This window comes from Amycolatopsis melonis, assembly GCF_040064235.1.
In the GTDB taxonomy this organism is placed as follows: Bacteria; Actinomycetota; Actinomycetes; order Mycobacteriales; family Pseudonocardiaceae; genus Amycolatopsis; species Amycolatopsis melonis.
In genome coordinates this window covers 21,866-45,043 of the sequence record NZ_JBDZYD010000022.1, presented here as the reverse complement: position 1 = coordinate 45,043, position 23,178 = coordinate 21,866, and the positions used below count along the sequence as shown (strand labels likewise).

The 23,178-nt window shown below is 72.0% G+C and carries 24 protein-coding genes; 14 read left to right on the top strand and 10 right to left on the bottom strand.

The genetic code is table 11. The annotated features are described in order from the left end of the window. Nucleotides 1-5 precede the first annotated feature (5 nt). The 5 genes from ABJI51_RS41905 (at nucleotide 6) to ABJI51_RS41885 (ending at nucleotide 6,147) form a co-directional block, all read left to right on the top strand. A complete protein-coding gene (locus ABJI51_RS41905) occupies nucleotides 6-1,217 on the top strand; it encodes a cytochrome P450 (protein WP_348956771.1) in 1,212 nt (403 codons plus the stop codon). Between the two features lie 293 nt (nucleotides 1,218-1,510). Continuing rightward, on the top strand, nucleotides 1,511-2,947 hold the full coding sequence (locus ABJI51_RS41900) for an MFS transporter (protein ID WP_348956770.1): 1,437 nt from the start codon (nucleotides 1,511-1,513) through the stop codon (nucleotides 2,945-2,947). Next, the gene (locus ABJI51_RS41895) at nucleotides 2,944-4,581 is read left to right on the top strand and encodes an FAD-dependent oxidoreductase (RefSeq protein ID WP_348956769.1); all 1,638 of its coding nucleotides are present in this window, start codon (nucleotides 2,944-2,946) and stop codon (nucleotides 4,579-4,581) included. Before ABJI51_RS41900 ends, ABJI51_RS41895 begins: the two co-directional genes overlap by 4 nt. Further along, nucleotides 4,578-5,357, top strand: a complete 780-nt coding sequence (locus ABJI51_RS41890; protein WP_348956768.1) for a hypothetical protein — start codon at nucleotides 4,578-4,580, stop codon at nucleotides 5,355-5,357. The genes ABJI51_RS41895 and ABJI51_RS41890 overlap by 4 nt, the downstream gene beginning before the upstream one ends. 85 nt (nucleotides 5,358-5,442) lie before the next feature. Then, entirely contained in the window at nucleotides 5,443-6,147 is a 705-nt protein-coding gene (locus tag ABJI51_RS41885; protein WP_348956767.1) for a FadR/GntR family transcriptional regulator, read from the top strand. 144 nt (nucleotides 6,148-6,291) lie between these two features. On the opposite strand, the gene ABJI51_RS41880 is transcribed toward ABJI51_RS41885, so the two are convergent. Next, nucleotides 6,292-7,335: an aminotransferase class I/II-fold pyridoxal phosphate-dependent enzyme gene (locus tag ABJI51_RS41880; RefSeq protein WP_348956766.1), complete on the bottom strand. Its 1,044-nt coding sequence runs from the start codon at nucleotides 7,333-7,335 to the stop codon at nucleotides 6,292-6,294. A gap of 169 nt (nucleotides 7,336-7,504) precedes the next feature. On the opposite strand from ABJI51_RS41880, the gene ABJI51_RS41875 reads away from it, so the two are divergent. Together ABJI51_RS41875 and ABJI51_RS41870 are read left to right on the top strand one after the other, a co-directional pair. Further along, nucleotides 7,505-9,064 carry a right-handed parallel beta-helix repeat-containing protein gene (locus ABJI51_RS41875; RefSeq protein WP_348956765.1) on the top strand — a complete coding sequence of 520 codons (1,560 nt, stop codon included), beginning with the start codon at nucleotides 7,505-7,507 and terminating at the stop codon, nucleotides 9,062-9,064. Further along, nucleotides 9,061-10,176 carry an FAD-dependent oxidoreductase gene (locus ABJI51_RS41870; RefSeq protein WP_348956764.1) on the top strand — a complete coding sequence of 372 codons (1,116 nt, stop codon included), beginning with the start codon at nucleotides 9,061-9,063 and terminating at the stop codon, nucleotides 10,174-10,176. The genes ABJI51_RS41875 and ABJI51_RS41870 overlap by 4 nt, the downstream gene beginning before the upstream one ends. A gap of 336 nt (nucleotides 10,177-10,512) precedes the next feature. Here ABJI51_RS41870 and ABJI51_RS41865 read toward each other — a convergent pair whose 3' ends face one another. Beyond that, nucleotides 10,513-11,505: a carbohydrate kinase family protein gene (locus ABJI51_RS41865; RefSeq protein ID WP_348956763.1), complete on the bottom strand. Its 993-nt coding sequence runs from the start codon at nucleotides 11,503-11,505 to the stop codon at nucleotides 10,513-10,515. A 148-nt stretch (nucleotides 11,506-11,653) separates the two neighbouring features. On the opposite strand from ABJI51_RS41865, the gene ABJI51_RS41860 reads away from it, so the two are divergent. Continuing rightward, the gene (locus tag ABJI51_RS41860) at nucleotides 11,654-11,824 is read left to right on the top strand and encodes a hypothetical protein (protein WP_348956762.1); all 171 of its coding nucleotides are present in this window, start codon (nucleotides 11,654-11,656) and stop codon (nucleotides 11,822-11,824) included. 71 nt (nucleotides 11,825-11,895) lie between these two features. On the opposite strand, the gene ABJI51_RS41855 is transcribed toward ABJI51_RS41860, so the two are convergent. Continuing rightward, the gene (locus tag ABJI51_RS41855) at nucleotides 11,896-12,273 is read right to left on the bottom strand and encodes a HesB/IscA family protein (protein ID WP_348956761.1); all 378 of its coding nucleotides are present in this window, start codon (nucleotides 12,271-12,273) and stop codon (nucleotides 11,896-11,898) included. 147 nt (nucleotides 12,274-12,420) lie between these two features. On the opposite strand from ABJI51_RS41855, the gene ABJI51_RS41850 reads away from it, so the two are divergent. Next, nucleotides 12,421-13,068 carry a DUF3043 domain-containing protein gene (locus ABJI51_RS41850; protein ID WP_348956760.1) on the top strand — a complete coding sequence of 216 codons (648 nt, stop codon included), beginning with the start codon at nucleotides 12,421-12,423 and terminating at the stop codon, nucleotides 13,066-13,068. An 83-nt stretch (nucleotides 13,069-13,151) separates the two neighbouring features. Then, nucleotides 13,152-14,141 (top strand): aldo/keto reductase family protein, encoded by a 990-nt coding sequence (locus ABJI51_RS41845; protein ID WP_348956759.1) that lies wholly within the window; start codon nucleotides 13,152-13,154, stop codon nucleotides 14,139-14,141. A gap of 32 nt (nucleotides 14,142-14,173) precedes the next feature. On the opposite strand, the gene ABJI51_RS41840 is transcribed toward ABJI51_RS41845, so the two are convergent. Genes ABJI51_RS41840 through ABJI51_RS41830 form a run of 3 tightly spaced genes read right to left on the bottom strand, consistent with a single transcriptional unit; the run spans nucleotide 14,174 to nucleotide 15,967 of the window. Next, the gene (locus ABJI51_RS41840; RefSeq protein WP_348956758.1) at nucleotides 14,174-14,386 is read right to left on the bottom strand and encodes a hypothetical protein; all 213 of its coding nucleotides are present in this window, start codon (nucleotides 14,384-14,386) and stop codon (nucleotides 14,174-14,176) included. After that, nucleotides 14,379-15,221 (bottom strand): phosphoribosylaminoimidazolesuccinocarboxamide synthase, encoded by an 843-nt coding sequence (locus ABJI51_RS41835; RefSeq protein WP_348956757.1) that lies wholly within the window; start codon nucleotides 15,219-15,221, stop codon nucleotides 14,379-14,381. The genes ABJI51_RS41840 and ABJI51_RS41835 overlap by 8 nt, the downstream gene beginning before the upstream one ends. Then, complete coding sequence (locus ABJI51_RS41830; RefSeq protein ID WP_348956756.1) at nucleotides 15,218-15,967, bottom strand: GntR family transcriptional regulator; 750 nt, start codon at nucleotides 15,965-15,967, stop codon at nucleotides 15,218-15,220. Before ABJI51_RS41830 ends, ABJI51_RS41835 begins: the two co-directional genes overlap by 4 nt. Before the next feature lie 137 nt (nucleotides 15,968-16,104). Here ABJI51_RS41830 and ABJI51_RS41825 point away from each other — a divergent pair, with 137 nt between their 5' ends. Next, complete coding sequence (locus ABJI51_RS41825) at nucleotides 16,105-16,560, top strand: hypothetical protein (protein ID WP_348956755.1); 456 nt, start codon at nucleotides 16,105-16,107, stop codon at nucleotides 16,558-16,560. Here the strand turns inward: ABJI51_RS41825 and ABJI51_RS41820 are convergent. Further along, nucleotides 16,557-17,234 (bottom strand): IspD/TarI family cytidylyltransferase, encoded by a 678-nt coding sequence (locus ABJI51_RS41820; protein WP_348956754.1) that lies wholly within the window; start codon nucleotides 17,232-17,234, stop codon nucleotides 16,557-16,559. The two genes, ABJI51_RS41825 and ABJI51_RS41820, sit on opposite strands and share 4 nt — an antisense overlap. A 142-nt stretch (nucleotides 17,235-17,376) precedes the next feature. On the opposite strand from ABJI51_RS41820, the gene cobT reads away from it, so the two are divergent. Continuing rightward, nucleotides 17,377-18,453, top strand: coding sequence for a nicotinate-nucleotide--dimethylbenzimidazole phosphoribosyltransferase (cobT, locus tag ABJI51_RS41815; RefSeq protein ID WP_348956753.1), 1,077 nt, complete (start codon nucleotides 17,377-17,379; stop codon nucleotides 18,451-18,453). A 68-nt stretch (nucleotides 18,454-18,521) separates the two neighbouring features. Here cobT and ABJI51_RS41810 read toward each other — a convergent pair whose 3' ends face one another. Next, entirely contained in the window at nucleotides 18,522-19,625 is a 1,104-nt protein-coding gene (locus ABJI51_RS41810) for a branched-chain amino acid aminotransferase (protein ID WP_348956752.1), read from the bottom strand. Between the two features lie 96 nt (nucleotides 19,626-19,721). Here ABJI51_RS41810 and ABJI51_RS41805 point away from each other — a divergent pair, with 96 nt between their 5' ends. Then, nucleotides 19,722-20,021, top strand: coding sequence for a hypothetical protein (locus ABJI51_RS41805; protein WP_348956751.1), 300 nt, complete (start codon nucleotides 19,722-19,724; stop codon nucleotides 20,019-20,021). Here ABJI51_RS41805 and ABJI51_RS41800 read toward each other — a convergent pair. Together ABJI51_RS41800 and ABJI51_RS41795 are read right to left on the bottom strand one after the other, a co-directional pair. After that, entirely contained in the window at nucleotides 19,978-20,652 is a 675-nt protein-coding gene (locus ABJI51_RS41800; RefSeq protein WP_348956750.1) for a DUF402 domain-containing protein, read from the bottom strand. The two genes, ABJI51_RS41805 and ABJI51_RS41800, sit on opposite strands and share 44 nt — an antisense overlap. Continuing rightward, nucleotides 20,645-21,490, bottom strand: coding sequence for a hypothetical protein (locus ABJI51_RS41795; RefSeq protein WP_348956749.1), 846 nt, complete (start codon nucleotides 21,488-21,490; stop codon nucleotides 20,645-20,647). Before ABJI51_RS41795 ends, ABJI51_RS41800 begins: the two co-directional genes overlap by 8 nt. A gap of 109 nt (nucleotides 21,491-21,599) precedes the next feature. Here ABJI51_RS41795 and ABJI51_RS41790 point away from each other — a divergent pair, with 109 nt between their 5' ends. Further along, nucleotides 21,600-23,099, top strand: a complete 1,500-nt coding sequence (locus ABJI51_RS41790; protein ID WP_348956748.1) for a leucyl aminopeptidase — start codon at nucleotides 21,600-21,602, stop codon at nucleotides 23,097-23,099. Nucleotides 23,100-23,178: the final 79 nt, after the last annotated feature.

Here is a 23,178-nt window from a genome sequence, read left to right as displayed (position 1 = left end):
AGCCGATGACGCAGACCGAGCCGAAGCCGGTGCCGATGACCCGGCGGTGCCCGCTGGCCCCGCCCGACGAGTACGCGCGGCTGCGCGAAGAAGCCCCGGTCAGCGAGGTGGCCCTGCCGGACGGGAACACCGGCTGGCTGGTCACCCGCTTCGAGGACGTCACCACCGTGCTGGTGCACCCGGACGTGAGTGCGCAGCGGAAGTTCCAGACCTCGGTCACGTCGGTCACCCTCAGCCCCGAGGAGTACCTGGCGTCCGGGTTCGGGGTGTCGTTCATCGGGATGGACCCGCCGGAGCACACGCACTACCGCAAGCTGATGACCGGCATGTTCACCGTCAAGCGGCTGCGGTCGCTGGTGCCGCGGATCGAGAAGATCGTCGACGACCAGCTGGACGTCCTGGTCGACGGCGGCTCGCCCGCCGACCTGATCCCGGAGTTCGCGCAGCCGGTGCCGTCGCTGGTGATCTGCGAGCTGCTCGGCATGCCGTACGAGGACAGCAAGCTCTACCAGGAACGCACGCACGTCATCATGAGCCTCGAGCGGACGAAGGAGGCGCTGCTCGACGCCATGACCGGGATGTCGGACGACATGCGCGAGCTCGTCCGCGAAAAGCGCGCGCACCCGGACGGCAAGCTGATCAGCAGCCTCATCGAAGCCGTGCCCGACGACGGCGTCCCGCTCACCGACGACGAGCTGGTGGCCATCGGGAACCTGATGATGATCGCGGGCTACGAGACGACCGCGAACATGATCGGCCTCGGCGCGCTGACCCTGCTGCACTTCCGCGACCAGTGGGAAACCCTGTGCCGGCAACCGGAACTGGCCGAGCGCGCGGTGGAGGAGATCCTGCGCTACCTGACGGTCGGGCCGTTCTGCCTGCCCCGCACGGCGAAGACGGACATCGAGCTGGGCGGGCGGCACATCCGCGCGGGCGACCCGATCCTGCTGTCGACCGAGTCGGCGAACTGGGATCCCGCGCAGTTCCCGAACCCCGAGGTCTTCGACATCACCCGCAAGCCCAAGCGGCACGTCGGGTTCGCCTACGGCGCACACCAGTGCCTTGGACAGGAGCTGGCCAGGATCGAGATGCGGATCGCGTTCTCGAAGCTGGCGCAGCGGCTGCCGCAGCTGCGCCTGGCGGTGCCGCTGGAGCAGGTGCCGATGCGCACCGACATGCAGATCTACGGCGCCCACGAGGTGCCGGTCGCCTGGTAGCCGCTCCGCAGCGGTGGCGGCCCTGTCGCTCGCACCGGCCGTCGGCCGGTGCGAGCTTTTTTGTGCCGTCCTGGCCGGGGCTGACCGCGGCCGTCAGACGCCCTGAACGACTCGTTCAGGGCGTCCGACGCGGTGAAAGACCCGTTCATGACGTCGGCGGGGACCCCGGTGACTGAACTCGCGGATGAGCTGGTTAGCCTCTTGATCGACTTAATCAAACAGGTAGTTGACACAGTGGGGCGCCTCGTTGATTATTGAGAGGACGAGTTGCACTGTGGGAAAAGGAGTACGTCGTGGAGAAGCATCCGCTCAGGTGGTGGGCGCTCGCCGTCGCCGTCCTGGCCGTCCTGGTGGACATGATCGACAACCAGATCGTGGCGGTGGCGCTGCCCACCATCCAGCGGGAGCTCGGCACGGGCGATTCGGCGCTGCAGTGGATTTCCGCCGGTTACGCACTGGGGTTCGCGCTCACCCTCATCACCGGCGGCAGGCTCGGTGACCGGCACGGCACCAAGAAGCTGTTCCTGGCGGGCATGGTCGTGTTCACCGGCGCTTCGCTGGCGGCCGGGCTCGCCGGGCACGTCGGCGTGCTGATCGCCGCGCGGGTCATCCAGGGCGTCGGGTCCGGGCTGATGGTGCCGCAGGTCCTGTCGTTCATCCACTCGGAGTTCGACGAGAAGGAACGCCCGAAGGCGATGACCTTCTACGCGGGCGCGTTCCCGATCGGCGGCCTCGCCGGCCCGCTGCTGGGCGGCGTGCTGACCCAGGCCAACCTGTTCGACACCGGGTGGCGCGCGATCTTCCTGGTCAACCTGCCCATCGGCGTGATCGCCCTGATCGGCGCGCTGGTCACCATGCCGAGCCGTCCCGGGTTCTTCCGGCACCGCATGGACTTCGGTGGCCTGCTGCTGCTGACCGCCGGGCTGTTCGCGATCTTCTACCCGCTGGTCCAGGGCCGCGAGCTGGGCTGGCCGACCTGGTCGATCGTGCTCATGGTCGCCGCGGTCCCGCTGTTCGCGATCTTCGCGCTGCACCAGCGGATGCTGGCCAAGCGCGGCGGCGAGCCGCTGGTCCCGCCCGCCCTGCTGAAGTACCGCAGCCTCTCCGGCGGCCAGGCCGTCATGCTCTGCATCAACACCGCGGTCGGCGTGTTCTTCATCCTGACCCTGCACCTGCAGCTGGGCCTCGGGTTCTCGCCGCTGGAGGCGGCACTGACGTTCGCGCCGTCGACGATCGGCATCGTGGTCGGCAACGTCATGGGCATGCAGCTGGCCCCGAAGCTCGGCCGCGCGTTCACCGCCGTCTCGATCGTGGTGCTGCTGGCCAGCCTGGTCGCGATCGCGGTCGTCGTCCAGGCGCTGGGCCACGACCTGAACGTCTGGGCGCTGCTGGCCCCGGTGATCGGCTTCGGGCTCGGCATGGGCGCGGTGCTGAACTCGCTGTTCGGCGTGTCGATGTCGGAGATCCAGATGCAGCAGGCGGGCGCCGCGTCCGGGCTGGTGAACACCACGGTCCAGCTCGGCACCGCCACCGGCATCGCGTTGTTCGGCACGGTGTTCTTCTCGCGGCTGGGCAACGGGTTCGAGTCGGCGACGGTCAGCGCGATCGCCGTCAGCGTCGGGGTGCTGGTGCTGGCGCTGCTGTTCACGGCCGCGCTGCCGGGCAAGAAGCAGGCGGCGGCACAGGCCGCCGAGACCGCCGGCGAGCACGCGGAGGCGTCGGCGCGATGACCGGATCGGGCAACCACGAGACTCCGGTGCTGATCGTCGGAGGCGGCATCACCGGCCTGTCCACGGCGCTCTTCCTGGCCCGGCTCGGGGTTCGCCCGATCCTGGTCGAACGTCACCCCTCCACCGCCGTGCTGCCCCAGGCGCGGGCGTTCAACCCGCGCTCCATGGAGATCTACCGCGCTCTGGGGCTCACGGCGGCGATCCGGGAGCGGACGTCGATCCTCACCGACATGCCCGACATGATCGGGGTGGAGACGCTGGCCGGGCGCGAGCACTTCCGGTTCGACGTGCTTGCCAAGGCCCGGCCGCCGGCGTCCCTCAGCCCGGCGGAATGGGAGATGATCGACCAGGACGAACTGGAACGGATCGTGCGTGCCCGCGCCGAGGACAGCGGCGCGGACGTGCGGTTCGGCACCGAACTGGTCGCGCTGACCGACCGCGGCGACGGGGTCACGGCGGTGGTGCGCGACCTGGAAACCGGGGCGCACCACCGGATCCGGGCCGCCTACGTCGTCGCCGCGGACGGTCACCGCGCCGGGGTCCGCGACCGGCTCGGCATCGGCGCCGACGGGCCGGGGGTGCTGCTGCGGGTCGCGAACTTCGTCTTCGACGCCGACCTCGGGGCCGCGCTGCAGGGCCGCCGGTTCCTGCTGGCCTACCTGGACCGGCCGGTGAAGGGCTCGACGCTGATCCCGCTGCGGGAGTTCGGCCGGTGGGCGCTGGCCGTGCCCTACGGGCCCGAGCTGGGCGAAAGCCCGGCGGACTTCACCGAGCAGCGGTGCGTCGAGCTGGCCCGGCAGGCCATCGGCATCCCGGACGCCGACGTCCGGCTCGTCCCGTCGATGCCGGGGTCGGACCGGATCGTGTCGACCACGACGATCGGCGGCTGGGTGGCGCGCCGCTACCGCGCCGGGCGGGTGTTCTTCGCCGGCGACGCGGCGCACGTCGTGCCGCCGTCCGGGTCCTACGGCGCGAACACCGGCATCGCCGACGCGCACAACCTCGCGTGGAAGCTCGCCGCCGTGCTGACGCAGGGAGCGGGCGACGCGCTGCTGGACACCTACGAGGACGAGCGGCGCCCGGTCGCCCGGCTGACGCTGGAAGCCGCGATGCAGCTGCTGCACGACCGGCACGAAGGCGCCGGCGACACCACCAAGATCGACGACCTCGCGATGATCTTCGGCTACCGCTACACGTCGGCGGCGGTGCTCGCCGGGTCCGGGCGGCCGGTCGAGGACCCGCGGGTCCCCACCGGCGAGCCAGGGCTGCGTGCCCCGCACGTGCGGCTGGAGCAGGGCGGCACCGAACTGTCCACACTGGACTTGTTCACCGGGGCGTTCACCGTGCTGGCGGGCCCGGACGGCGTCGGCTGGGCCGCCGCCGCGAAGGCGGCCGCGGCCGGGCTCGGCCTCGCGCTGAACGTGCACCGCATCGGCGTCGAGTTCGACGACCCGGACGGCCGCTGGGCCACGGCGTACGGCGTCACCTCGCGCGGCGCGGTCCTCGTCCGGCCGGACGGGTTCGTCGCGTGGCGGGCGCGCGAGCTGCCCGAAGCCCCGGAACACGAGCTGCGTGACGCGCTGAGCCGCGTGCTCGCGCTGAGCGGGGAACGCGTCCGTTCCGCCGGCCGATGACCCGCGGGGCGGACGAGGTGCAGTGGCTGCCGGTCACGGACGAGCGCTGCGGTGACGACCGGTTCGCCGGTCCTGGCGTCCGTGCGCTGCACCACGCCGTCGACCTGGCCACGGTGCCCGAAACGGTGGTGCTGACGGCGCCGCTCGCGCACTGGCAGGACCTGGCCCGGCGGCGGCCCGCCCCGTTCGCGGAGTACGCGAGCCTGGTCGAGGAGCCGGTTTCGCTGCGGGCATGGCAGATCCGCCCGCGAGCGGCCGACGTGCCGGTGGGGCCGGTGTTCGTCAACCTCGTCCCCGGCACGGTCGCGGAAGGAATGCTGGAGCTGCTTGCCCTCGCGGAGGACGGCCCGCCGGAGTTCCCGCGGCTGGCGTTCGCGCTGCAGCGGTTCACGGCCCCGGAGGCGACGGTGCTCACGCAGGCGGCCCCGGACGGCGAACGCGTGCGGGCGCAGGCGTTCCTCGGCCTGGCCGAGCAGCTGTCCGAGCCGCTGTACCCGGACCTGATCGTGCTGACGGGACGGCGGCTGGCCGTCCACGAGTACCGGGTGGCGGACAAGCCGACGGCGACGATGACCGCGGACGGCGGCAGCCACACGGAGAAGATCGCCGAACTGCGGCGGCGCGCGCCGGTGCTGCGGGTGAAGGCTCTGCAGGAGATCGGGGCACTGGCCGTGGCGGTCGCCCGGCGGCTCGGGATGCCGGTGACCGCGGAGTTCTCGGTGGTGGAGGGAAAGCCGGTGCTGCTGAGCTGCCGGCCACGAGAGGTCCCGTCGTGAGTGGGAAACAGTGTTCTAACCCTGTTTCTCACTCACGACAACCTGCGGCAGACCGCGTGTTCCAGCTGTGACGGGGAGGGGAGTCGTGAACGCGCCGGAGTTCGACGCGGTGTTCCGGCCGGTGCGGACGGGCCGGGCGGTCCAGGAGACCCTGGACCGGCTGCTGCAGCTGGTCCGGCTCGGCGTCGTCGGGGCGGGCACCCGCCTGCCACCGGAACGTGAGCTGTCACAACGGTTGTCGGTCAGCCGGGTGACCCTGCGGGAGGCGCTGCGTGAGCTGGCGGCCGCGGGGTACGTCGAGTCGCGGCGCGGCCGGTACGGCGGCACGTTCGTCGTCCGGGACCTGCCGAGCCCGCGCCGGGCCGAGCGGCTCGGCGCGGCCGAGCTGGACGACCTCCTGCGCCTGCGGCGGGCGGTCGAGCCGGGCGCGGCGGAGCTGGCCGCGGCGCGGCGGCTGAGTTCGGCGGCCCGGCAGCACCTGACCGGCGCGTTCGCCGAAGCCGCCGACGCGGAACCGGCCGACTACCGGCGCCGGGACTCCCGGCTGCACCTGGCGATCGCGGAGGTGACCACGTCCGGATCGCTGACCGGGGTCGTCGCGGACGTCCGGATGCGGATCACCGCGCTGCTCGACGACATCCCGCTGACCCGCTGCAACCGCGAACGGTCGGATGTCCAGCATGCGCGGATCCTGGAGGCGATCCTGGCGGGCGACCCCGCGGCGGCGCGCGCGGCGATGGCCGAGCACGTCGAAAGCACGGCTGTGCTGCTGCGTGCCTTCGTGACTTGACCCATGGGCTGAAAGGGACGTTCGTCTCACCTGGTGCAGCGAAAGGGACTTTCATCGCGCCAGACGCCAGGAAAGTCCCTTTCAGCCGGTCCGGCGTGGGACGAGTGCCGGGGCGGTACTGGGCACGCCCCGGCACCCGGGCTCCTAACCGGCCAGCGCCGCGGCCAGCAGCGGGAACTCGTCGTCCGTCGGGGCCGTGATGCGCAGGCCGGGGACCCGGCCCGCCTGGTCGTCGCCGAAGACGCGGACCACCACGCCCGCGGCGACCAGCTCGTCGTAGTCGCGCTGCGGGTCCGCCGAGGCGACGAACCGGTAGTGCACCGGCGCCCCGCGGACCACGCCCTCGTAGCGACGGGCCAGCAGGCCCTCCATCGCCTCCGCGTTGGCCAGCAGCCGGGCCAGCGTCCGCTCGGCCCAGCCGGTCTCGCGCAGGGCGGCGATCGCCACCACCGAGTCCACATAGGACAGCGGCCAGTTGAGCCGCTGTGCCGCGACCGCGGTGCGCAGCTGCTCGTTCGCCGTCCACATCGCCCCGGTGCGGGCGCCCGCGATGCCGAACAGCTTGTTCGGCGACGACAGGACGACCACATTGGACAGTCCGGCCCACGCCATCGACTGCCGCCGCCCGCCGCCGAGGAAGTCGACGTACGCCTCGTCCACGATCAGCGTCGACGACGGGTTCGCGCGGCACACCTCGGCCAGGTCCGCAGGCGGGATGTGCAGGCCGAGCGGGTTGTTCGGATTGGACAGCACGACGTAGCGGTAGCGCGCCATGCCCTCGGCGATCCGCGCCAGCCGCGTCGCGACCGTGTCGATCGCGTCGCCGGACGGCGGCAGGTGGTTGGTGAACCAGCGGATGCTGTCGGTGTAGTCCGGGGTCACCACGGCCACTTCGGACGGCGGCAGCAGCCGCGCCAGCAGCCGGATGAACTCGGTGATCCCGCGCCCGGACACCAGCAGCTCGGGGTCCACCGACAGGTAGTTCGCGTACGTGGCCCGGAACAGCGAGTCGGCCTCGTACGGGTGGGCGCGCAGCCGCTGGACGTCCAGCTCCCGCAGCGCGACCCGCACCGCCGACGGCGGCCCGTACCGGTTGACGCAGGTGCCGAGGTCGAGGTACGTGTCACCGGCGAGGCCACGCAGGTCTCCGCCCTGCCGGTGGATGGCGTCCTCGGAAAGACTCTTCATCAGTTCCCGCCTTCTGCTGGGTCAGGGGTCCCCTCACCGTGGCAGCGGCCGATCCAACCCGGCTCGAACGCGGCTGACGCGCGCCGCGATTCCAGGTCGTCCCGAGTGGTGCCCGAGCACGCGTGACGACCATCCGGGGGACCCCGCCGCCACCAGGAAGGGAATCCCGATGACCGCTGCGTGGATTCGCAGACTCACCCTCGCCGTCGCGGCGCTGACCGCCGTCGGGGTCAGCACCCCGGCCGCGCTCGCCGGCACCACGGACCGCCGGGGGACCCAGTACTACGTCGACTGTGCCGGCGGCAGCGACGCCGCGTCCGGGCTCGGCGCCACGCAGGCGTGGAAGACACTGGCCAAGGTGAACTCCGTGGTGTTCGCGCCCGGCAGCCGGATCGTCTTCAAGCGCGGGACCCGCTGTGCCGGGACGTTCGCGCCGAAGGGGTCCGGCACGCCCGACCGGCCGATCACCACCGGCGGCTACGGGACCGGCGCCAAGCCGGGGATCGACGCCGGCGGCGCGCTCGCCGCGGTGCTGCTGCACAACGTCGAAGGCTGGGAGCTGCGCGACCTCGACCTGACCGACCAGGGCCCGCCGCCCGGGGAATCCGAGCTGCGCATCGGCGTCTACGTCCTGCTGGAGGACTTCGGCATCGCGCACCACATCGTCGTCTCGGGCGTCGACGTCCACGACGTCAACGGCTGCGACTGCCGCAACCCGCACACGCCGACCGTCAGCGGCGGCATCGTGTTCAAGGCGGGCGGCACGACGACGCCGAGCGGGTTCGACGACATCGCCGTCGAGCGCAACACGCTGAAGCACGTCGACCGGCAGGGCATCGCGACCTCGTCGGACTGGGAGCGGCGGGCGCAGTACCCCGACGGCCGCGGCACCACCTACGTCGCGCTGACCCGGGTGCGCATCGCCGGCAACTACGGCGAGGACATCGGCGGCGACGCGGTCGGCGTCTACAACGCGACCAACGCGGTCGTCGAGGGCAACGTCTTCCGCGGCTGGGCCGAGCGGGCGCCGTCCTACACCGCCGCGCTGAGCGCGTTCAACTCCGACGGCACGGTGTTCCGCTACAACGAAGTCTCCTACGGCCACGGTTCCGGCCCGCTGCCCTCGGCGGCGTTCATGACCGAGCACGCGAACCTCGACACCGTGTTCGAGCACAACTTCAGCCACGAGAACCAGGGCGGCATGCTGGTGGTCTGCGCCGACGCCGGCCGGCCGACGGACCGCACGACGATCCGCTACAACATCAGCGACAACGATTTCTCCAACGGCTACTACCCGGACTTCTCCGGCGGGACGTCGCCGATCGGCGTCATCACGGTGATCTGCCTGGAGACCGGGCACATGCAGGTGTACGGCAACACGATCCACGCGCCGAACGCCGAGCGGATGCTGATGAACTACACGACCAACGCGCTGGAGTTCACCGACAACATCTTCGTCGGCCGCGCGGGCGGCTCGCAGTTCAGCGACCCGTACGGCGTCTACGACCACAACCTGTACCAGAACATCATCGGCGTCCCGGCCGGTGACACGCACGCCGTCGTCGGCGACCCGCGCTTCGCGGCGCCGGGCCGGGACTACCGGTTGCGCACCGGTTCGCCCGCGCTGTCGGCAGGCGCGCCGAACGGCGGTGTGCGGGACTTCTTCGGCTACCCGGTGCCGCGGGTGAACCCGAGCATCGGCGCGTACACCGGGCCGGGTGTCCGGTGACGCGGCGCGTTCTCGTCGTCGGGGCCGGGATCGGCGGGCTGTGCCTGGCGCACGGGCTGCGGCAGGCGGGCGTCGACGTCGTGGTGTACGAGCGCGACGCGTCCCCGGCCCGCCGTCACCGGCTGCGGATCATCCCCGACGGCGAGCAGGCGTTCCGGGACTGCCTGCCCGCGCCGGTGTTCGACGCGCTGGTGGCGACGTCGATGCGGTACACGAAGGGCATGGCGGCCTACGACGAGCAGCTGGTCCAGCAGTGGGAGCACAACGACGTCGACGACGGCAACCTCGACCGCGTCGACGCCGTCGACCACCGGACCCTGCGCGAGGTGCTGCTGACCGGCCTCGACTGCGTCCAGTACGGCAAGGAGTTCGCCGAGGTGGCGCTCACGTCTTCGGGCGGGGTGCGGGTGCGGTTCCGCGACGGGACGTCCGACTCCGGTGACGTCCTGGTCGCGGCGGACGGGACGGACTCGGCGGTGCGGGCGGCCTGGCGGCCGGGCGACGAGCCGCGGGATCTGGGTGTCCGGGCGATCGTCTCGCGGATCCCGATGGTGCCGGCGATCAAGGGCGGGCTGCCGGAGTTCATGCGGGACCGGTTCACCTCGGTCGTCAGCGCGGATGTCAGTTTCGGGTTGCTGCCGATGGAGTTCCGGCCGGGTGTGGCGGCGGAGGACTACTACATGGCGGTGTTCAACATGCACCGCGACGACCTCGGCATCCCCGACGACGTGCTGTTCGGCCTGCCGGGCGACGCGCTGCGGGAGGTGCTGCTCAACCGGACCGCGGGCTGGCACCCGGACCTGCACGGGCTGTTCGAGCACGTGGAGCCGTCGGAGACGTACGCGCTGGCGTTGCGGGCTTCGACCCCGGTGCGGCCGTGGGGCCAGGGACCGGTGGTCCCGCTCGGCGACGCGGTCCACACAATGCCGCTGTCGGGCGGCGCGGGCGCGAACGTCGCGGCCCAGGACGCCGCGGCGCTGTGCCGGGCTCTCGTCTCGCCCGGCCTCCTTTCGGAGGGGCTGGCGGTGTACCAGGCCGACGTGGTCCGCCGCGGCACGGAAGCGGTCGAGGAGTCGATCCGGATGGCCCGGGGCTCGATGCGTCTCGACTGAATCTCCGCTCCACAAGGCCGCCTTCCCCCGCCCGGGGAAGGCGGCCTTCGCCGTGTCGTCCCTCCAATCACGCGTGTCGTCCGTTCAATCACGCGTGTCGTCCCGCCAAGCACGGACGGAACGGGGTGCCGGGGTGATCGGAGAGTCAACTCGCGTGATCGAGGAGTCGACACTCGTGATTGAAGGGACGACACAGACAGGAGCGGGGCCCCCCCCCGGGGGGGGGGGGGGGGGGGCGGGCGGCGCCGGGGGGGGGGGGGGGGGCGCCCGGGGGGGGGGGGTGCACTCCCCCCCCCACCCCCCCCCCCCCCCCCCCCCCCCCCCCCGGCGGGAGCGTCAGGCGGCGGGCAGGACCGCGGCGATCTCGTCGGCGGCGTCCGGGCCGAAGGCGTCGCCGATGCGGGCCAAGGCCTCCGCGCGGTCGAACGTCCACTCCTGCGTGCCGACCGTTTCCAGCACCAGTACCGCGATGAGCGAGCCGAGCTGGGCGGCGCGCTCGACGCCGAGGCCGCCGTCGAGGCCCGCGAGGAAGCCCGCGCGGAAGCCGTCGCCGACGCCCGTCGGGTCCGCCTTCGCGCGCTCGGGCACCGCGCCGATCTGCAGGGCGAGGCCGTCCTTGCCGACGATCTCGACGCCCTTCTCCCCCAGCGTCGTGATCCGCATGCCGACCTGGGCGAGGACGTCGGCCTCGGTCCAGCCGGTCTTCTGCAGCAGCAGTTCCCACTCGTAGTCGTTGCTGAACAGGTACTCCGCGCCGGCGATGAACGCGCGGGCCTGCTCGCCGGTCATCCGGGCCAGCTGCTGCGACGGGTCGACGGCGAAGGCGTAGCCGCGCTGGCGGCACTCCTCGGCGTGGCGGATCATGCCCTCCGGGTCGTCCGGGCTGATCAGCACCAGGCTCAGCGCGCCGGCGCGCTCGGCGATCGGCTGCAGCTCGATGTTGCGGGACTCGGCCATCGCGCCGGCGTAGAACGTCGCGATCTGGCAGAGGTCCTCGTCGGTGGTGCAGACGAACCGCGCGGTGTGCGCGACCTCCGACACGTGCACCCCCGAGGTGTCCACCCCGTGCCGCTCCAGCCAGGAGCGGTAGTCGGCGAAGTCGGCGCCGACCGCACCCACGAGGACCGGCTGCACGCCGAGCACCCCGAGGCCGAAGGCGATGTTCGCGCCGATGCCGCCGCGCCGGACCACCAGGTCGTCGGCGAGGAAGCTCAGGGACACCCGGTGCAGCTGCTCGGCGACCAGCTGCTCGGCGAACCGGCCGGGGAAATGCATGAGGTGGTCGGTCGCGATACTGCCGGACACCGCGATCCTGGCTTTGTCTGCCACCGGCTGCTCCTTTGTGCTCGACCTCACGGCAAAAGGCGCGAAGTTACCCCCGGGTCATGACCCATCCGGGTAGTTCGCGCACGCCCAGCCGACACTACCGGCTGGTACTCCTTCTCCAGTCGAGCGCGGATCAATAGCGTTACGAATCGTGAACGCCGTCACCGAACCCGAGACCCTGTCCGAGCTGATCGCCGACTGTGCGCTCATCCCGGCGACGCTCCAGGCCGAAAGCCTGCCGCTCCCCCGCGTCACGGCCAAGCCGTGGCAGGTCGACGACGCGTGCCAGGCCCAGGTCGCGGACCTCGACGCGTACGTGTAATTTTCCGCAGCACGCGAGAAGGCCCCGCCCTCCGATCCGGGAGGCGGGGCCTTCTTACGTGCTGTTGTGGCTCAGTGGAACGAGTCGCCGCAGGCGCAGGAGCCGGTGGCGTTCGGGTTGTCGATCGTGAAGCCCTGCTTCTCGATCGTGTCCACGAAGTCGATGACGGCGTCGGTCACGTACGGCGCGCTCATCCGGTCCACGGCGACCTTGAGGCCGTCGAAGTCGCGGAACAGGTCACCGTCGAGCGTGCGCTCGTCGAAGAACAGCTGGTAGCGCAGGCCCGCGCAGCCACCGGGCTGGACGGCGATGCGCAGGTGCATGTCGTCGCGGCCCTCCTGCTCGAGCAGGGCCTTCGCCTTGGCGGCCGCGGCGTCGGTCAACGTGACGCCGTGGGTCTCCTCGGCGGTCTCGGCCTGCGTCGCGCCGGCGTGCTCAGCGGTCGTCATGGCACTCCCTCTTAGGTTCGAACTCGCTGCGGATACTCCTCGTGCTGAGCTGTTCAACACCCGGGGCGTCCGATCTGTTCCCCCACCATGGTCGCACATGGATCGACCTGGTGAACGGCGGCGTGACGCCTGCAATACCCTGGTGAGGTGAGGTTCCTGCGCCGAAGCACCACAGACACCGCCGCCGAAGAGCCGGAGAAGACGGAAGCCGTCGACGTCGGCGGCAAGGCCTACACGCCCGGTAAGGGCAAGGCCACGCCGAAGCGTCGTGACGCGGAGGCGAAGCGGCGCGGCCCGGTGGCGCCCCCGCCCACCACGATGCGCGAGGCGATGAAGCGCAACAAGGAACTGCGCAAGGCCAACCCGCAGAGCAAGGAAGACCGCCGCGCGGCGGCCAAGCTCCGCCGCGACCGCATGATGGCGGGCGACGACAAGTACCTGCTCCCGCGCGACCGCGGGCCGGTCAAGGCGTACGTCCGCGACCTGGTCGACACCCGCCGCAACCTGCTGGGGCTGTTCATGCCGCTGGCGATCGTGGTGTTCCTGGCGCTGCTGGTGCCGCTGCCCCAGGTGCAGTCGTACATCACGCTGCTGTGCACGGCGATGCTGCTGGTGATGGCGATCGAGGGCTTCGTCAACGGCCGCAAGATCGCGAAGCTGGTGCGGGAGCGGTTCCCGAAGGAGACGGTGAACGGCCGGTCGATCGGCTGGTACGCGTTCGTGCGGGCCTCCCAGATCCGGAAGCTGCGGGTCCCCAAGCCGCGGCTCAAGCCGGGCGACCCGATCCCGAACTGAGCGGTTCCGGAGAAGCCGCGGCGAGGCCGGAGTCACGTCCAGATCGTTAGCAAGGCGAACGATTTCCGCCTAAGCTCGCGACCATGGAGTTTCGTCGTCTCGGCCGCAGCGGCCTCAACGTCAGTGAGATCTCGTACGGGAACTGGCTCACCCACGGTTCCCAGGTCGAGGAGGACCAGGCCCACGCCTGCATCCAGGCCGCACTCGACGCCGGCATCACCACCTTCGACACCGCCGACGCCTACGCCAACACCGCCGCCGAGTCCGTGCTCGGGCGCGGCCTGAAGGGGCAGCGGCGGGAGAGCCTGGAGATCTTCACCAAGGTCTACTGGCCGACCGGGCCTAAGGGCCCCAACGACAAGGGCCTGTCCCGCAAGCACGTCATGGAGTCGGCGCACGCGTCCCTGAAGCGGCTCGGCACCGACTACGTCGACCTCTACCAGGCGCACCGGTTCGACCGGACCGTGCCGCTCGAAGAGACCATGCTCGCCTTCGCCGACCTCGTGCGGCAGGGCAAGGTGCTCTACGTCGGCGTCTCGGAGTGGACGGCCGAGCAGATCGCCCGGGGTGCCGCGCTGGCCCGCGAGCTGAAGATCCCGTTCGTCTCCAACCAGCCGCAGTACAACATGCTCTGGCGCGTCATCGAGGACCAGGTCATCCCGGCCTCCGAGCGCGAGGGGCTGAGCCAGATCGTCTGGTCGCCGATCGCGCAGGGCGTGCTCACCGGCAAGTACAAGCCCGGCCAGGCCTACCCCGAGGGCTCGCGCGCCACCGACGGCAAGGGCGGCGCGAACATGGTCGCCCGCTTCCTCGACGAGACCGTCCTCGAGCGCGTCGCCAAGCTGGAACCGCTGGCCAAGGAGGCGGGCCTGACGATGGCCCAGCTCGCCGTCGCGTGGGTGCTGCAGAACCCGAACGTCGCCTCGGCGATCATCGGCGCCTCACGGCCCGAGCAGGTGCACGACAACGTCCAGGCCGCGGGCAAGAAGCTCGACGCCGACCTGATGACCGCCATCGACGAGGTCCTCGGCGACGTCGTCGAGCGCGACCCCAGCCTGACCAAGAGCCCCTGACGAGCCGGGGCCGGGTGCAAGTGTCGCGGCTGTCAGTCCTGGTTGATCCGGCCCTGGAACGGCACGTCGAGGTCGAGGGCGTGTTCCGGGGACAGCCGGGGCTCCAGCCCGAACCCGCGCAGGAGGCGGCTGGCCCCGGCGAGCCGGTCGCCTCCCCGCCCGGGCAGCCGCGACGGCGTGAGGCCGTGCGCGACCAGCAGCGTCTCGACCTCGTCGATCAGCCGGTACGGGTCGTACTCACCCACGGACCCAGGTCTTCCCCGTGATCCGCTCGTAGACCTCGGTGTAGCGCTGCCGCGTCTGCTCGACGACCTCGGCCGGGATCTCCGGGCCGGGCGGGGTCTTGTCCCAGCCGGTCGTCAGGGACCAGTCGCGGACGAACTGCTTGTCGAACGCGTGCTGCGGACGGCCCGGCTCCCACTCGTCGGCCGGCCAGAAACGCGAGGAATCCGAGGTCAGGACCTCGTCGCCGAGGGTCAGCACGCCGTCGGCGTCGAAGCCGAACTCCAGCTTCGTGTCCGCGATGATGACCCCTTGCTTCGCCGCGTGCTCGGCGCCCTTGGTGTAGATCTCCAGGGTCAGCTCGCGCAGCCGCTTCGCGGTGTCCTCGCCGATCTCGTTCAGGACCTCGTCGAAGGTCATGAACTCGTCGTGCCCGGTGTCGGACTCCTTCGTCGTCGGCGTGAAGATCGGCTCGGGCAGCTTGTCGCCCTCGACCAGGCCCGGCGGCAGCGCGACGCCGGAGATCTTGCCGTCGCGCCGGTATTCGCGCAGGCCGAGCCCGGCGAGGTAGCCGCGCGCGATGCACTCGACCTTGACCATCTTCAGCGGCTTGCAGCGCATCGCCCGGCCGGCGAACTGCTCCGGCACGTCGGTGGTCGACACGACGTGGTTCGGGACGACGTCGGCCATGCGCTCGAACCACCACGCGGACAGCTGGGTGAGCAGCTTGCCCTTGTCCGGGATCGGCGTCGGCAGCGAGACGTCGTAGACCGAAACCCGGTCGGACGCGACCAGCAGGATGTCCCCGCCGTCGAGTTCGTACAGGTCACGGACCTTGCCCGCGTGGATGTGCTTCATTCGCCGTCCTCGGTTGTGTACTCGTAGAAAACCCAGTGGTCGGGCAGGGCGGCGGACTCACCGTACTCGACGACCGTGCCGTCGGCCGCCAGGAAGGTGCTCCGGCCCAGCAGCACCGGCGACCCTTCCGGCAGCCCCAGCTCGGCCGCCTCCTCCTCGCCCGCGCGGCCCGCCGCGTGCCGTTCCTGTGTCGTGACGATCTTCGTGCCCAGCCGGGCCGCCGCGTGGGCCGCGGTGCCCTCGACGATCCGCTCGGCCACCAGCAGGGCGGGCGCCTTGGCCGACAGCGCGCCGTCGAACCACGACGTCGACGTCGACAGCGGCTGCGAGTCCGGCCCGTAGGTGGTGCGCTGCCGCCGGATCGCCGGGGCACCCTCGTCGATGCCGAGCGCCGCCGCGGCGCGTTCGGACGCCGGTTCGAGCCCGGCCGACCGGATCACCGCGTAGTGGCCCGGCGGGTAGATCCGGCCCGTGCGGGCGGACGCCACGCTGCGGTCGCGGGCCGTGCGGTGCAGGCCGCCACGGTCGACGACCGTGCCGACGCCGCGCACCGGGCGCACGAGGCCCTGCGAGCGGAGCGTGGCCAGCACCTTGGTCGCCGTCGCCATCGCGACGGTCCAGGTGCGGGCGATCTCGCGGGCGGAGGGCACCGCGTCGCCCTCCTGCAGCCGGCCGGACAGGATGTCTTCCCGGATCCGGCCCGCGATCTGCAGGTACGGCGGCTCAGGACGGTCGAGGGTGGGCAAGGCGGCTCCTCACAGGAACGGACGCACAAGTGTTCTAGCACGCCAGGGTGTCTCCCACAAAGCCCTGTTCAGAACCACCCAGGTGTACTAGTACACGCGCTGGACTGTGCTCTAGTACGCAAGTTACCCTCGAAAGTGTGTCCCCGCCCACACCGCACACCGGCTCCAGCGGCCAGGGCCTCGAGGAACTCCTCGAGGAACTCCGGCGCCGCAAGTGGGTGCTGCACCTGTTCGGCGGCCGCGAAGCACCGGAGCTCTACGCGGCCGTGCACCGGTGGCCGACCTGCGCGGACGTCATCATCCTCCGCGACGAGCACCGGGCCAGCGCCTACCGCGTGCCGACCTTCCCCGGCACCGACGTGTTCGCCCCGCGGGTGGTCACCTGGCAGTACCACGCCACCCCGGTGTGGACGCTGCGGGCGGTGCTCACCCTGGCCGAGCCCGGCACCCCGGGCGCGCCGCTGCAGGCACTGCGCCCGCAGCCGGGCTGCCACATCCCGCCCGAGCTGCGGCGGGACGTGACGATCCGGCCGACCAGCACCACGCAGACGACCGAAGGAGACGACGACAGCGGGCCGCCCGCCTGCGCCTAGCGGGCGAGCAGCCGTTCCGCGGCCACCAGGTCGTGGGGATAGGTGATCTTGAGGTTCTCGGGAGCACCCGGGACCCACCGGATCGGCAGGGAGGAGAACCGCTCCATGCACGAGGAAGTGTCCGTCCCCAGGAAACCTTCGCGCTCGGCCTGTTCGTAGGCCTCGAGCAGCGGTCCGGCCCGGAAGCCCTGAGGCGTCTGGACGCGGATCGCGCCGGGCACCTGGGCGACCAGGTGCCCGGCATCCACCCCGACGACGTCGTCGGCGGCCAGGCCCGGCACAGCCCCCCCGTCCTCGCGTGTCCGGGTCAGCACCGTGCCGATCAGCTCGGGGTGGACCAGCGGCCGGGCGGCGTCGTGCAACAGCACGGCGTCGACCCGGCCTTCTGTTATGCGCGGCGCGAGGTGGCGCAGGGCGTTCAGCTCCGAGGCCTGCCGCGTGTCGCCGCCGTGCACGATCTCGATGTCGCCGCCGGCCACCTCCTCGGCCAGTTCCCGGTCCTGCGGCCGGATGACCAGCACGAGCACCCCGATGCCCGGGACGCGCCGGAAGGCGTCCAGCGACCAGGCGACCACGCGGCGCCCGGCCAGCGGCAGGTAGACCTTGTTCAGCTTCGCGCCGACGCGGGTGCCCGCGCCGCTGGCCAGCACCACCGCGGCCGCCGTCGTCTCCACGAGCCGCGAGACTACCCGGCACCCTCGCCCGGTAAGTTGGCCACAGCGTTGCCGTGCAGTGTTGCAGTGTTGAAACCGGGGCTCCGCCCCGGGCCGGGGGCTCCGCCACCCGGAACCCCCAAAAGCGGTGAAAGGCACTGGTGTGGAGCCGGACGACATCGAGTTCCCCGAGATCACCCCGCCCGACGACCACGCCCGGTCCGCGGCGATCGCCCTGCACGACAAGCTGGTCAAGCCCGCCGGGTCGCTGGGACGGCTGGAAGAGCTGGGTGTCTGGATCGCCGCCTGCCAGGGGCAGTCGCCGCCGCGGCCGTTCACGCGGCCCCGCGTCGTCGTGTTCGCCGGCGACCACGGCATCGCCGCGAAGGGCGTCTCGGCCTATCCGCCCGAGGTCACCGCGCAGCTGCTGGGCACGATGCTGACCGGCGGCGCCGCGATCAACGTGCTGGCCGCCGCCGCGGGTGCGAGCGTCCGGGTGGTCGACCTGGCCGTGGACACCGAGGCCCCGGCGACCCGCTCGATCGGCGAGTTCAAGGTCCGCCGCGGCTCCGGCTCCATCGACGTCGAGGACGCGCTCACCGCCGCCGAGGCGAAGGCCGCGGTCCGGGCGGGCATCGCGATCGCCGACGCGGAGGTCGACGGCGGCGCCGACCTGCTCATCCCCGGCGACCTCGGGATCGGCAACAGCACACCGGCGTCGGTGCTCGTCGCGGCGCTGACCGGCAGCGAGCCGGTGGCCGTCGTCGGACGCGGGTCCGGCATCGACGACGCCGCCTGGATGCGCAAGGCCGCCGCGGTGCGCGACGCGCTGCGCCGGGCCCGTGCGGTCCTGGCCGACCCGCTCGACCTGCTGCGCACGACGGCGGGCGCGGACATCGCGGCGATGGCGGGCTTCCTCGCCCAGGCCGCGGCCCGGCGGACCCCGGTGGTCCTGGACGGGCTGGTCGCCTGCGCGGCGGCGCTGGTCGCCGAGGACCTCGCCCCGGGCGCCCGCCGCTGGTGGGTCGCGGGCCAGCGGACCGCGGAACCGGCACACGCCCTCGCCCTCGAACACCTCGACCTCGGCCCGCTGCTGGAGCTGGACGTCCGCCTCGGCGAAGGCACCGGCGCGGTGACCGCCCTGCCGCTGCTGATGATGGCGGCCCGCGTCCTGGCCGAAACGGCCACGCACGAGCAGGCCGGAGTTTCCGGCCCGCTCATCCCGGCCCCCGTTTCCTGACCCCGAGTGCGCTGAAGGCCACCATCACGGCATCCAGCGCCGTGATGGTGGCCTTCACGAAGTGAGCGTCAGCCCAGCTTGATCATCCAGTGGTCGGGGTCGGGGCGGCTGCCCTCCTGGAGGCCGGTCAGCTCGTCGCGCAGCTTCATCGTCAGCTCGCCCGGCTGCCCGTCGGCGATGGTGAACTCGCCGCCCGCGTGCTTGACGTGGCCGACCGGGGTGATCACCGCCGCGGTGCCGCAGGCGAACGTCTCGGTCAGCTCGCCAGAGGCCGCCGCCTTCTCCCACTCGTCGGTGGAGATCCGGCGCTCCTCGACCTTGTGGCCGAGCCGGGAAGCCAGCTGCAGCAACGACTTGCGGGTCACGCCCGGCAGCAGCGAACCGGTCAGCTCCGGGGTCACCAGCCGGGCGTTCTCGCCAGAGCCGAAGACGAAGAACAGGTTCATCCCGCCCATCTCCTCGACCCAGCGCCGCTCCACCGCGTCGAGCCAGACCACCTGGTCACAGCCCTTTTCGACGGCCTGCGCCTGCGCCACGAACGACGCCGCGTAGTTGCCGGCGCACTTGGCAGCACCGGTGCCGCCGGGTGCCGCGCGCACGTACTCGGTGGACAGCCAGACGCTGACCGGCTTGACCCCGCCCGAGAAGTACGAGCCTGCCGGGGACGCGATGACCGTGTACACGTAGTCGGCGGCCGGGCTGTTGACGCCCAGTCCGGTGGACGTCGAGATCATGAACGGCCGCAGGTACAGCGAATCACCCTGCCGGGTGGGCACCCACCGGCCGTCGACGGCGATGAGCTCGCGCAGCGACTCGACGAAGACGTCCTCGGGCAGCTGCGGCATGGCGAGCCGCTCGGCCGACTGGCGGAACCGCGCGGCGTTGACGTCCGGGCGGAAGGACGCGATCGAGCCGTCCGGCTGGCGGTAGGCCTTGAGCCCTTCGAAGATCGCCTGGCCGTAGTGCAGCACCGACGTCGCCGGGTCGAGGGTGAACGGGGCGTACGGGCCGACCTGGGCGTCGTGCCAGCCGTCGGCCTTGGACCACTTCACGGTGACCATGTGGTCGGTGAAGTGCACCCCGAACCCGGGGTTGGCGAGTACTTCCGCGACACGGTCCGCGCTCGCAGGACTCGGGTGCGGGACATGGGCGAACTGTGTCGTGGTCGTCATGGTTAGACGATACCGCTTGGTCGGAGGCGCGTTAGTCGGATGTCCATCTGTTCCGGGACTCCCGCGCCCGGGCCGTGACGGCTTTAGGATGACGCCGTGACCTATCACTCCACGCAGCCGGCCCCGCGGCCCAGGACCGGCGCGGCCGACGTCAAGACGTTCGTCACCGCGGTGCTGCTGACCTTCGGCGTCGGCCTGCTCGGCATGTTCGGCTGGGCCGTGCTCGGCAGCGGCTTCGGCGGGTTCCTCGGCCTGGTCGCCGGCGTCTTCGGCGTCGTGTGGTGGCGCAAGATCCACGGCAAGGCGTTCCCGCCGGTGCTCCCGACGAAGTCCGTCATTTACCTCGCGGCCTTCAACGCCCTCCTGACGCTGGCCCTGTTCCTGCTGGCGGGCTGAGCCCGGCCAGCGCGCCCGCGGGCAGCTGCGGCGCCGGCCAGCCCGGGTCCGGGCGGAAGTCGGTGTCCGTGCCGTCGAAGGGATACGCGCCGCGCTCGGCCAGCGCGCCGATCCGCTCGCCCTCGGCACGCAGCCGGTCCAGCTGCTCGCGCGTCAGCCGCCCGGCGTCGATCGCCACCTCGGCCTCGTCCTCGTCGTCCCAGCGCCACGTGCCGTCCCGATCGACGACCACGTCGAGGACGCCGTCGATGCGGTCCACCCCGGCCGGGTTCCGGCCCAGCGGGACCTCGAGGTTGACGTACCAGTTCGTGAACTGCCCGGCGGCGTCGAAGAACCACCACACCGACGACCACTCGTCGTCGGCGATGCGGCGCAGCGTGGACGTGCGGTGCCAGAAGTCCGGGACCGGCACGCGCGGGATGCGGAACCGCTGGTGCAGCGGCGCTTCCGCGAGCGAGCGCCCGTCGGCGAGCCTGCTGCCGACGATCGGGGTGCCTGCCGGCAGCCAGGCGAGCAGGACGCGGCCGTCGTCGGCGAGCACGCGCAGCGGGTGGACCTGGCCGATCGAGCCGTCCGGGCGGTGGAACCGTTCGATCACCGTCTGCCCGGGGAGCCAGCGTCGATCAGTCACGCGTCCCACTGTACCTGCGCATGCGTACACCCAGTAGCAGCTCGGTCACCGTCGCGAGCCCGGCGACCAGGAGAACGGGCAGCACCGGCAGGAAGTACGCGGCGGCCGCGGCGGCGGCCAGTCCCGCGACCCCGGGCGTCCCGGTGCGCTCGCGGACGCCGGACCCGGCGGCGAGCGCGGGCAGCACGGTCGCCACGACGGCGAAGACGGTGAGCAGCGGCTGCAGCGCGTCGGCGTCGGCGGCCGAGAGCAGGTCACGCAGCGACGTGAGCGACAGCCCGAGCCGCACCGAGCCGAGCTGGTAGAGCGCGGCGAACCCGGCCAGGACGGCGACCGCGCCGAGGAGCAGGACGCGCCGTCCCGCGTCCTCGCGCCCGGCGGGCCGCAGGAACGGCAGCGCCAGCACCGCCACGAACAGGATGCCCGCGAAACCCGGGAGTTCCAGGCCGCCGGCCCGGCCCACCGGCGGCACGGCCACGCACACGCCGGCCAGCACCAGGCCCGCCACGAGCAGCAGTCCACACGCGACACGTACGACGATCGTCGGGATCTTCAGCCCGGCGAAGCCCGCCCCGGTCACCACGACGGCGAACGCCGCGGCCGCGATCTCGCGGTGCGCCGGGAAGACGTAGGCCCCGAACGCGATCGCGTAGACCGTCACCTCCGCCAGCCGCGCGACCGCCACCACGACCCGCTCGACCAGGGAGTCCCCCGGTTCCGGCACCCGCGCCGACACGCCCGCGGCCACCGCCGCGAGCACCAGCGCGGCGAGCAGCCACCAGCCCGCACCCGCCGCCGCGGCCGCCAGCAGCACCAGCAGCCCACCGCCCAGCCGCACGCAGCCTCCCCGTACCTGTGTTCACCCGCGGTTCCGTCGTCATTAGCATGGCTCACGATCCCGACCGGGCCGGTGCCCGGTACCACCGAGAACGCGCGAGGAGCCAGAAGTGACCGTGCCTAAGCTCGCCCTGTCCGACAACACCGGGGAGGCACTGGCCAAGACGCGCGCCGACGTGGTCGTCATCGGCACCCTGCAGGGCGAGGACGGCCCGGTACTCGCTCCCGGCGCCGCCGCCGTGGACGCCGCCTTCGACGGCCGACTCGCCGGCCTGCTGGCCACGCTCGGCGCGAGCGGCAAGGCCGAAGAGGTCGTCAAGGTCCCGACCCTGGGCAAGCTCCCCGCGGGTGTCGTGCTCGCCGTCGGCCTCGGCAAGGAAGGCGACGGGGTGACCCCCGAGCAGGTCCGCCGCGCCGCGGGCGCCGCAGGCCGCGCGCTGGCAGGCACCGACCGCGCGCTCGTCACGCTGTCGGAACTCGACCTGCAGGCCGCCGTCGAGGGCGCGATCCTCGGCTCGTACGTCTTCACCGCCTACCGCTCCGAGAAGGGCGACGCCCCGGTCGCGAAGCTCGACTTCGCGAGCCCGGCCGGCGGCACCGCCCGCGAGCACAAGGCGACGCTGAAGGCGGCAGGCGCCATCGCCGAGGCCGTCATCATCGCCCGCGACCTGATCAACACCCCGCCGAACGACCTCTACCCGGCCTCCTTCGCCGACCGCGCGAAGAAGCTCGCCGAGGACAACGGCCTCGAGTTCGAGGTGCTCGACGAGAAGGCCCTCAAGCGCAAGGGCTTCGGCGGCATCCTCGGCGTCGGCGGCGGCTCGTCCCGCCCGCCGCGGCTGCTGCGCCTGGCCTACCAGCCCGCCAAGGCCGCCAAGAAGGTCGCGCTGGTCGGCAAGGGCATCACGTTCGACTCCGGCGGCATCTCCCTCAAGCCCGCCGCGAACATGGACCACATGACCTCGGACATGTCCGGCGCGGCAGGCGTGCTCGCGTCCGTGGTGCTGGCGGCGAAGCTGAAGTACCCGCTGGAGGTCGTCGCGCACATCCCGCTGGCGGAGAACCTGCCGTCCGGGACGTCGTACCGCCCGGGCGACGTGCTGACCATGTACGGCGGCAAGACGGTCGAGGTGCTCAACACCGACGCCGAGGGCCGTCTGGTGCTGGTCGACGCGATGGTCCGCGCGGCGGAGGAGAACCCGGACTACCTGATCGAGACGTCCACGCTGACCGGCGCCCAGGTCGTCGCGCTCGGCAACCGCACGGCCGGCGTCATGGGCTCGGACGACTTCCGCGACCGCGTCGCGGCGATCATGCAGGCCACCGGCGAGAACGGCTGGGCGATGCCGCTGCCGGAGGAACTGCGCGCCGACCTCGACTCGCGCCTGGCCGACCTGGCCAACGTGACCGGCCACCGCTGGGGCGGCATGCTCGCGGCGGGCATCTTCCTGCGCGAGTTCGTCGCCGACGGCCTCGACTGGGTCCACATCGACATCGCGGGCCCGTCGTTCAACACGGGTTCGCCGTGGGGCTACACCGGCAAGGGCGGCACGGGCGTCCCGGTCCGGTCGATCGCCGCGGTGCTGGCCGACATCGCCGCCAACGGCTGAGGTCCGAAGCCGCTGAAGGCCACCATCACGGCATCCGGTGCCGTGATGGTGGCCTTCGGAGCATTCGAGGCCGGTTCGG

Coding starts and splice junctions, on each gene's coding strand:
- ABJI51_RS41810 (WP_348956752.1), bottom strand. CDS start 19,625: ATGACGACCACGACACAGTTCGCCCATGTCCCGCACCCGAGTCCTGCG.
- ABJI51_RS41875 (WP_348956765.1), top strand. CDS start 7,505: ATGACCGCTGCGTGGATTCGCAGACTCACCCTCGCCGTCGCGGCGCTG.
- ABJI51_RS41835 (WP_348956757.1), bottom strand. CDS start 15,221: ATGAAGCACATCCACGCGGGCAAGGTCCGTGACCTGTACGAACTCGAC.
- ABJI51_RS41880 (WP_348956766.1), bottom strand. CDS start 7,335: ATGAAGAGTCTTTCCGAGGACGCCATCCACCGGCAGGGCGGAGACCTG.
- ABJI51_RS41845 (WP_348956759.1), top strand. CDS start 13,152: ATGGAGTTTCGTCGTCTCGGCCGCAGCGGCCTCAACGTCAGTGAGATC.
- ABJI51_RS41890 (WP_348956768.1), top strand. CDS start 4,578: ATGACCCGCGGGGCGGACGAGGTGCAGTGGCTGCCGGTCACGGACGAG.
- ABJI51_RS41905 (WP_348956771.1), top strand. CDS start 6: ATGACGCAGACCGAGCCGAAGCCGGTGCCGATGACCCGGCGGTGCCCG.
- ABJI51_RS41895 (WP_348956769.1), top strand. CDS start 2,944: ATGACCGGATCGGGCAACCACGAGACTCCGGTGCTGATCGTCGGAGGC.
- ABJI51_RS41855 (WP_348956761.1), bottom strand. CDS start 12,273: ATGACGACCGCTGAGCACGCCGGCGCGACGCAGGCCGAGACCGCCGAG.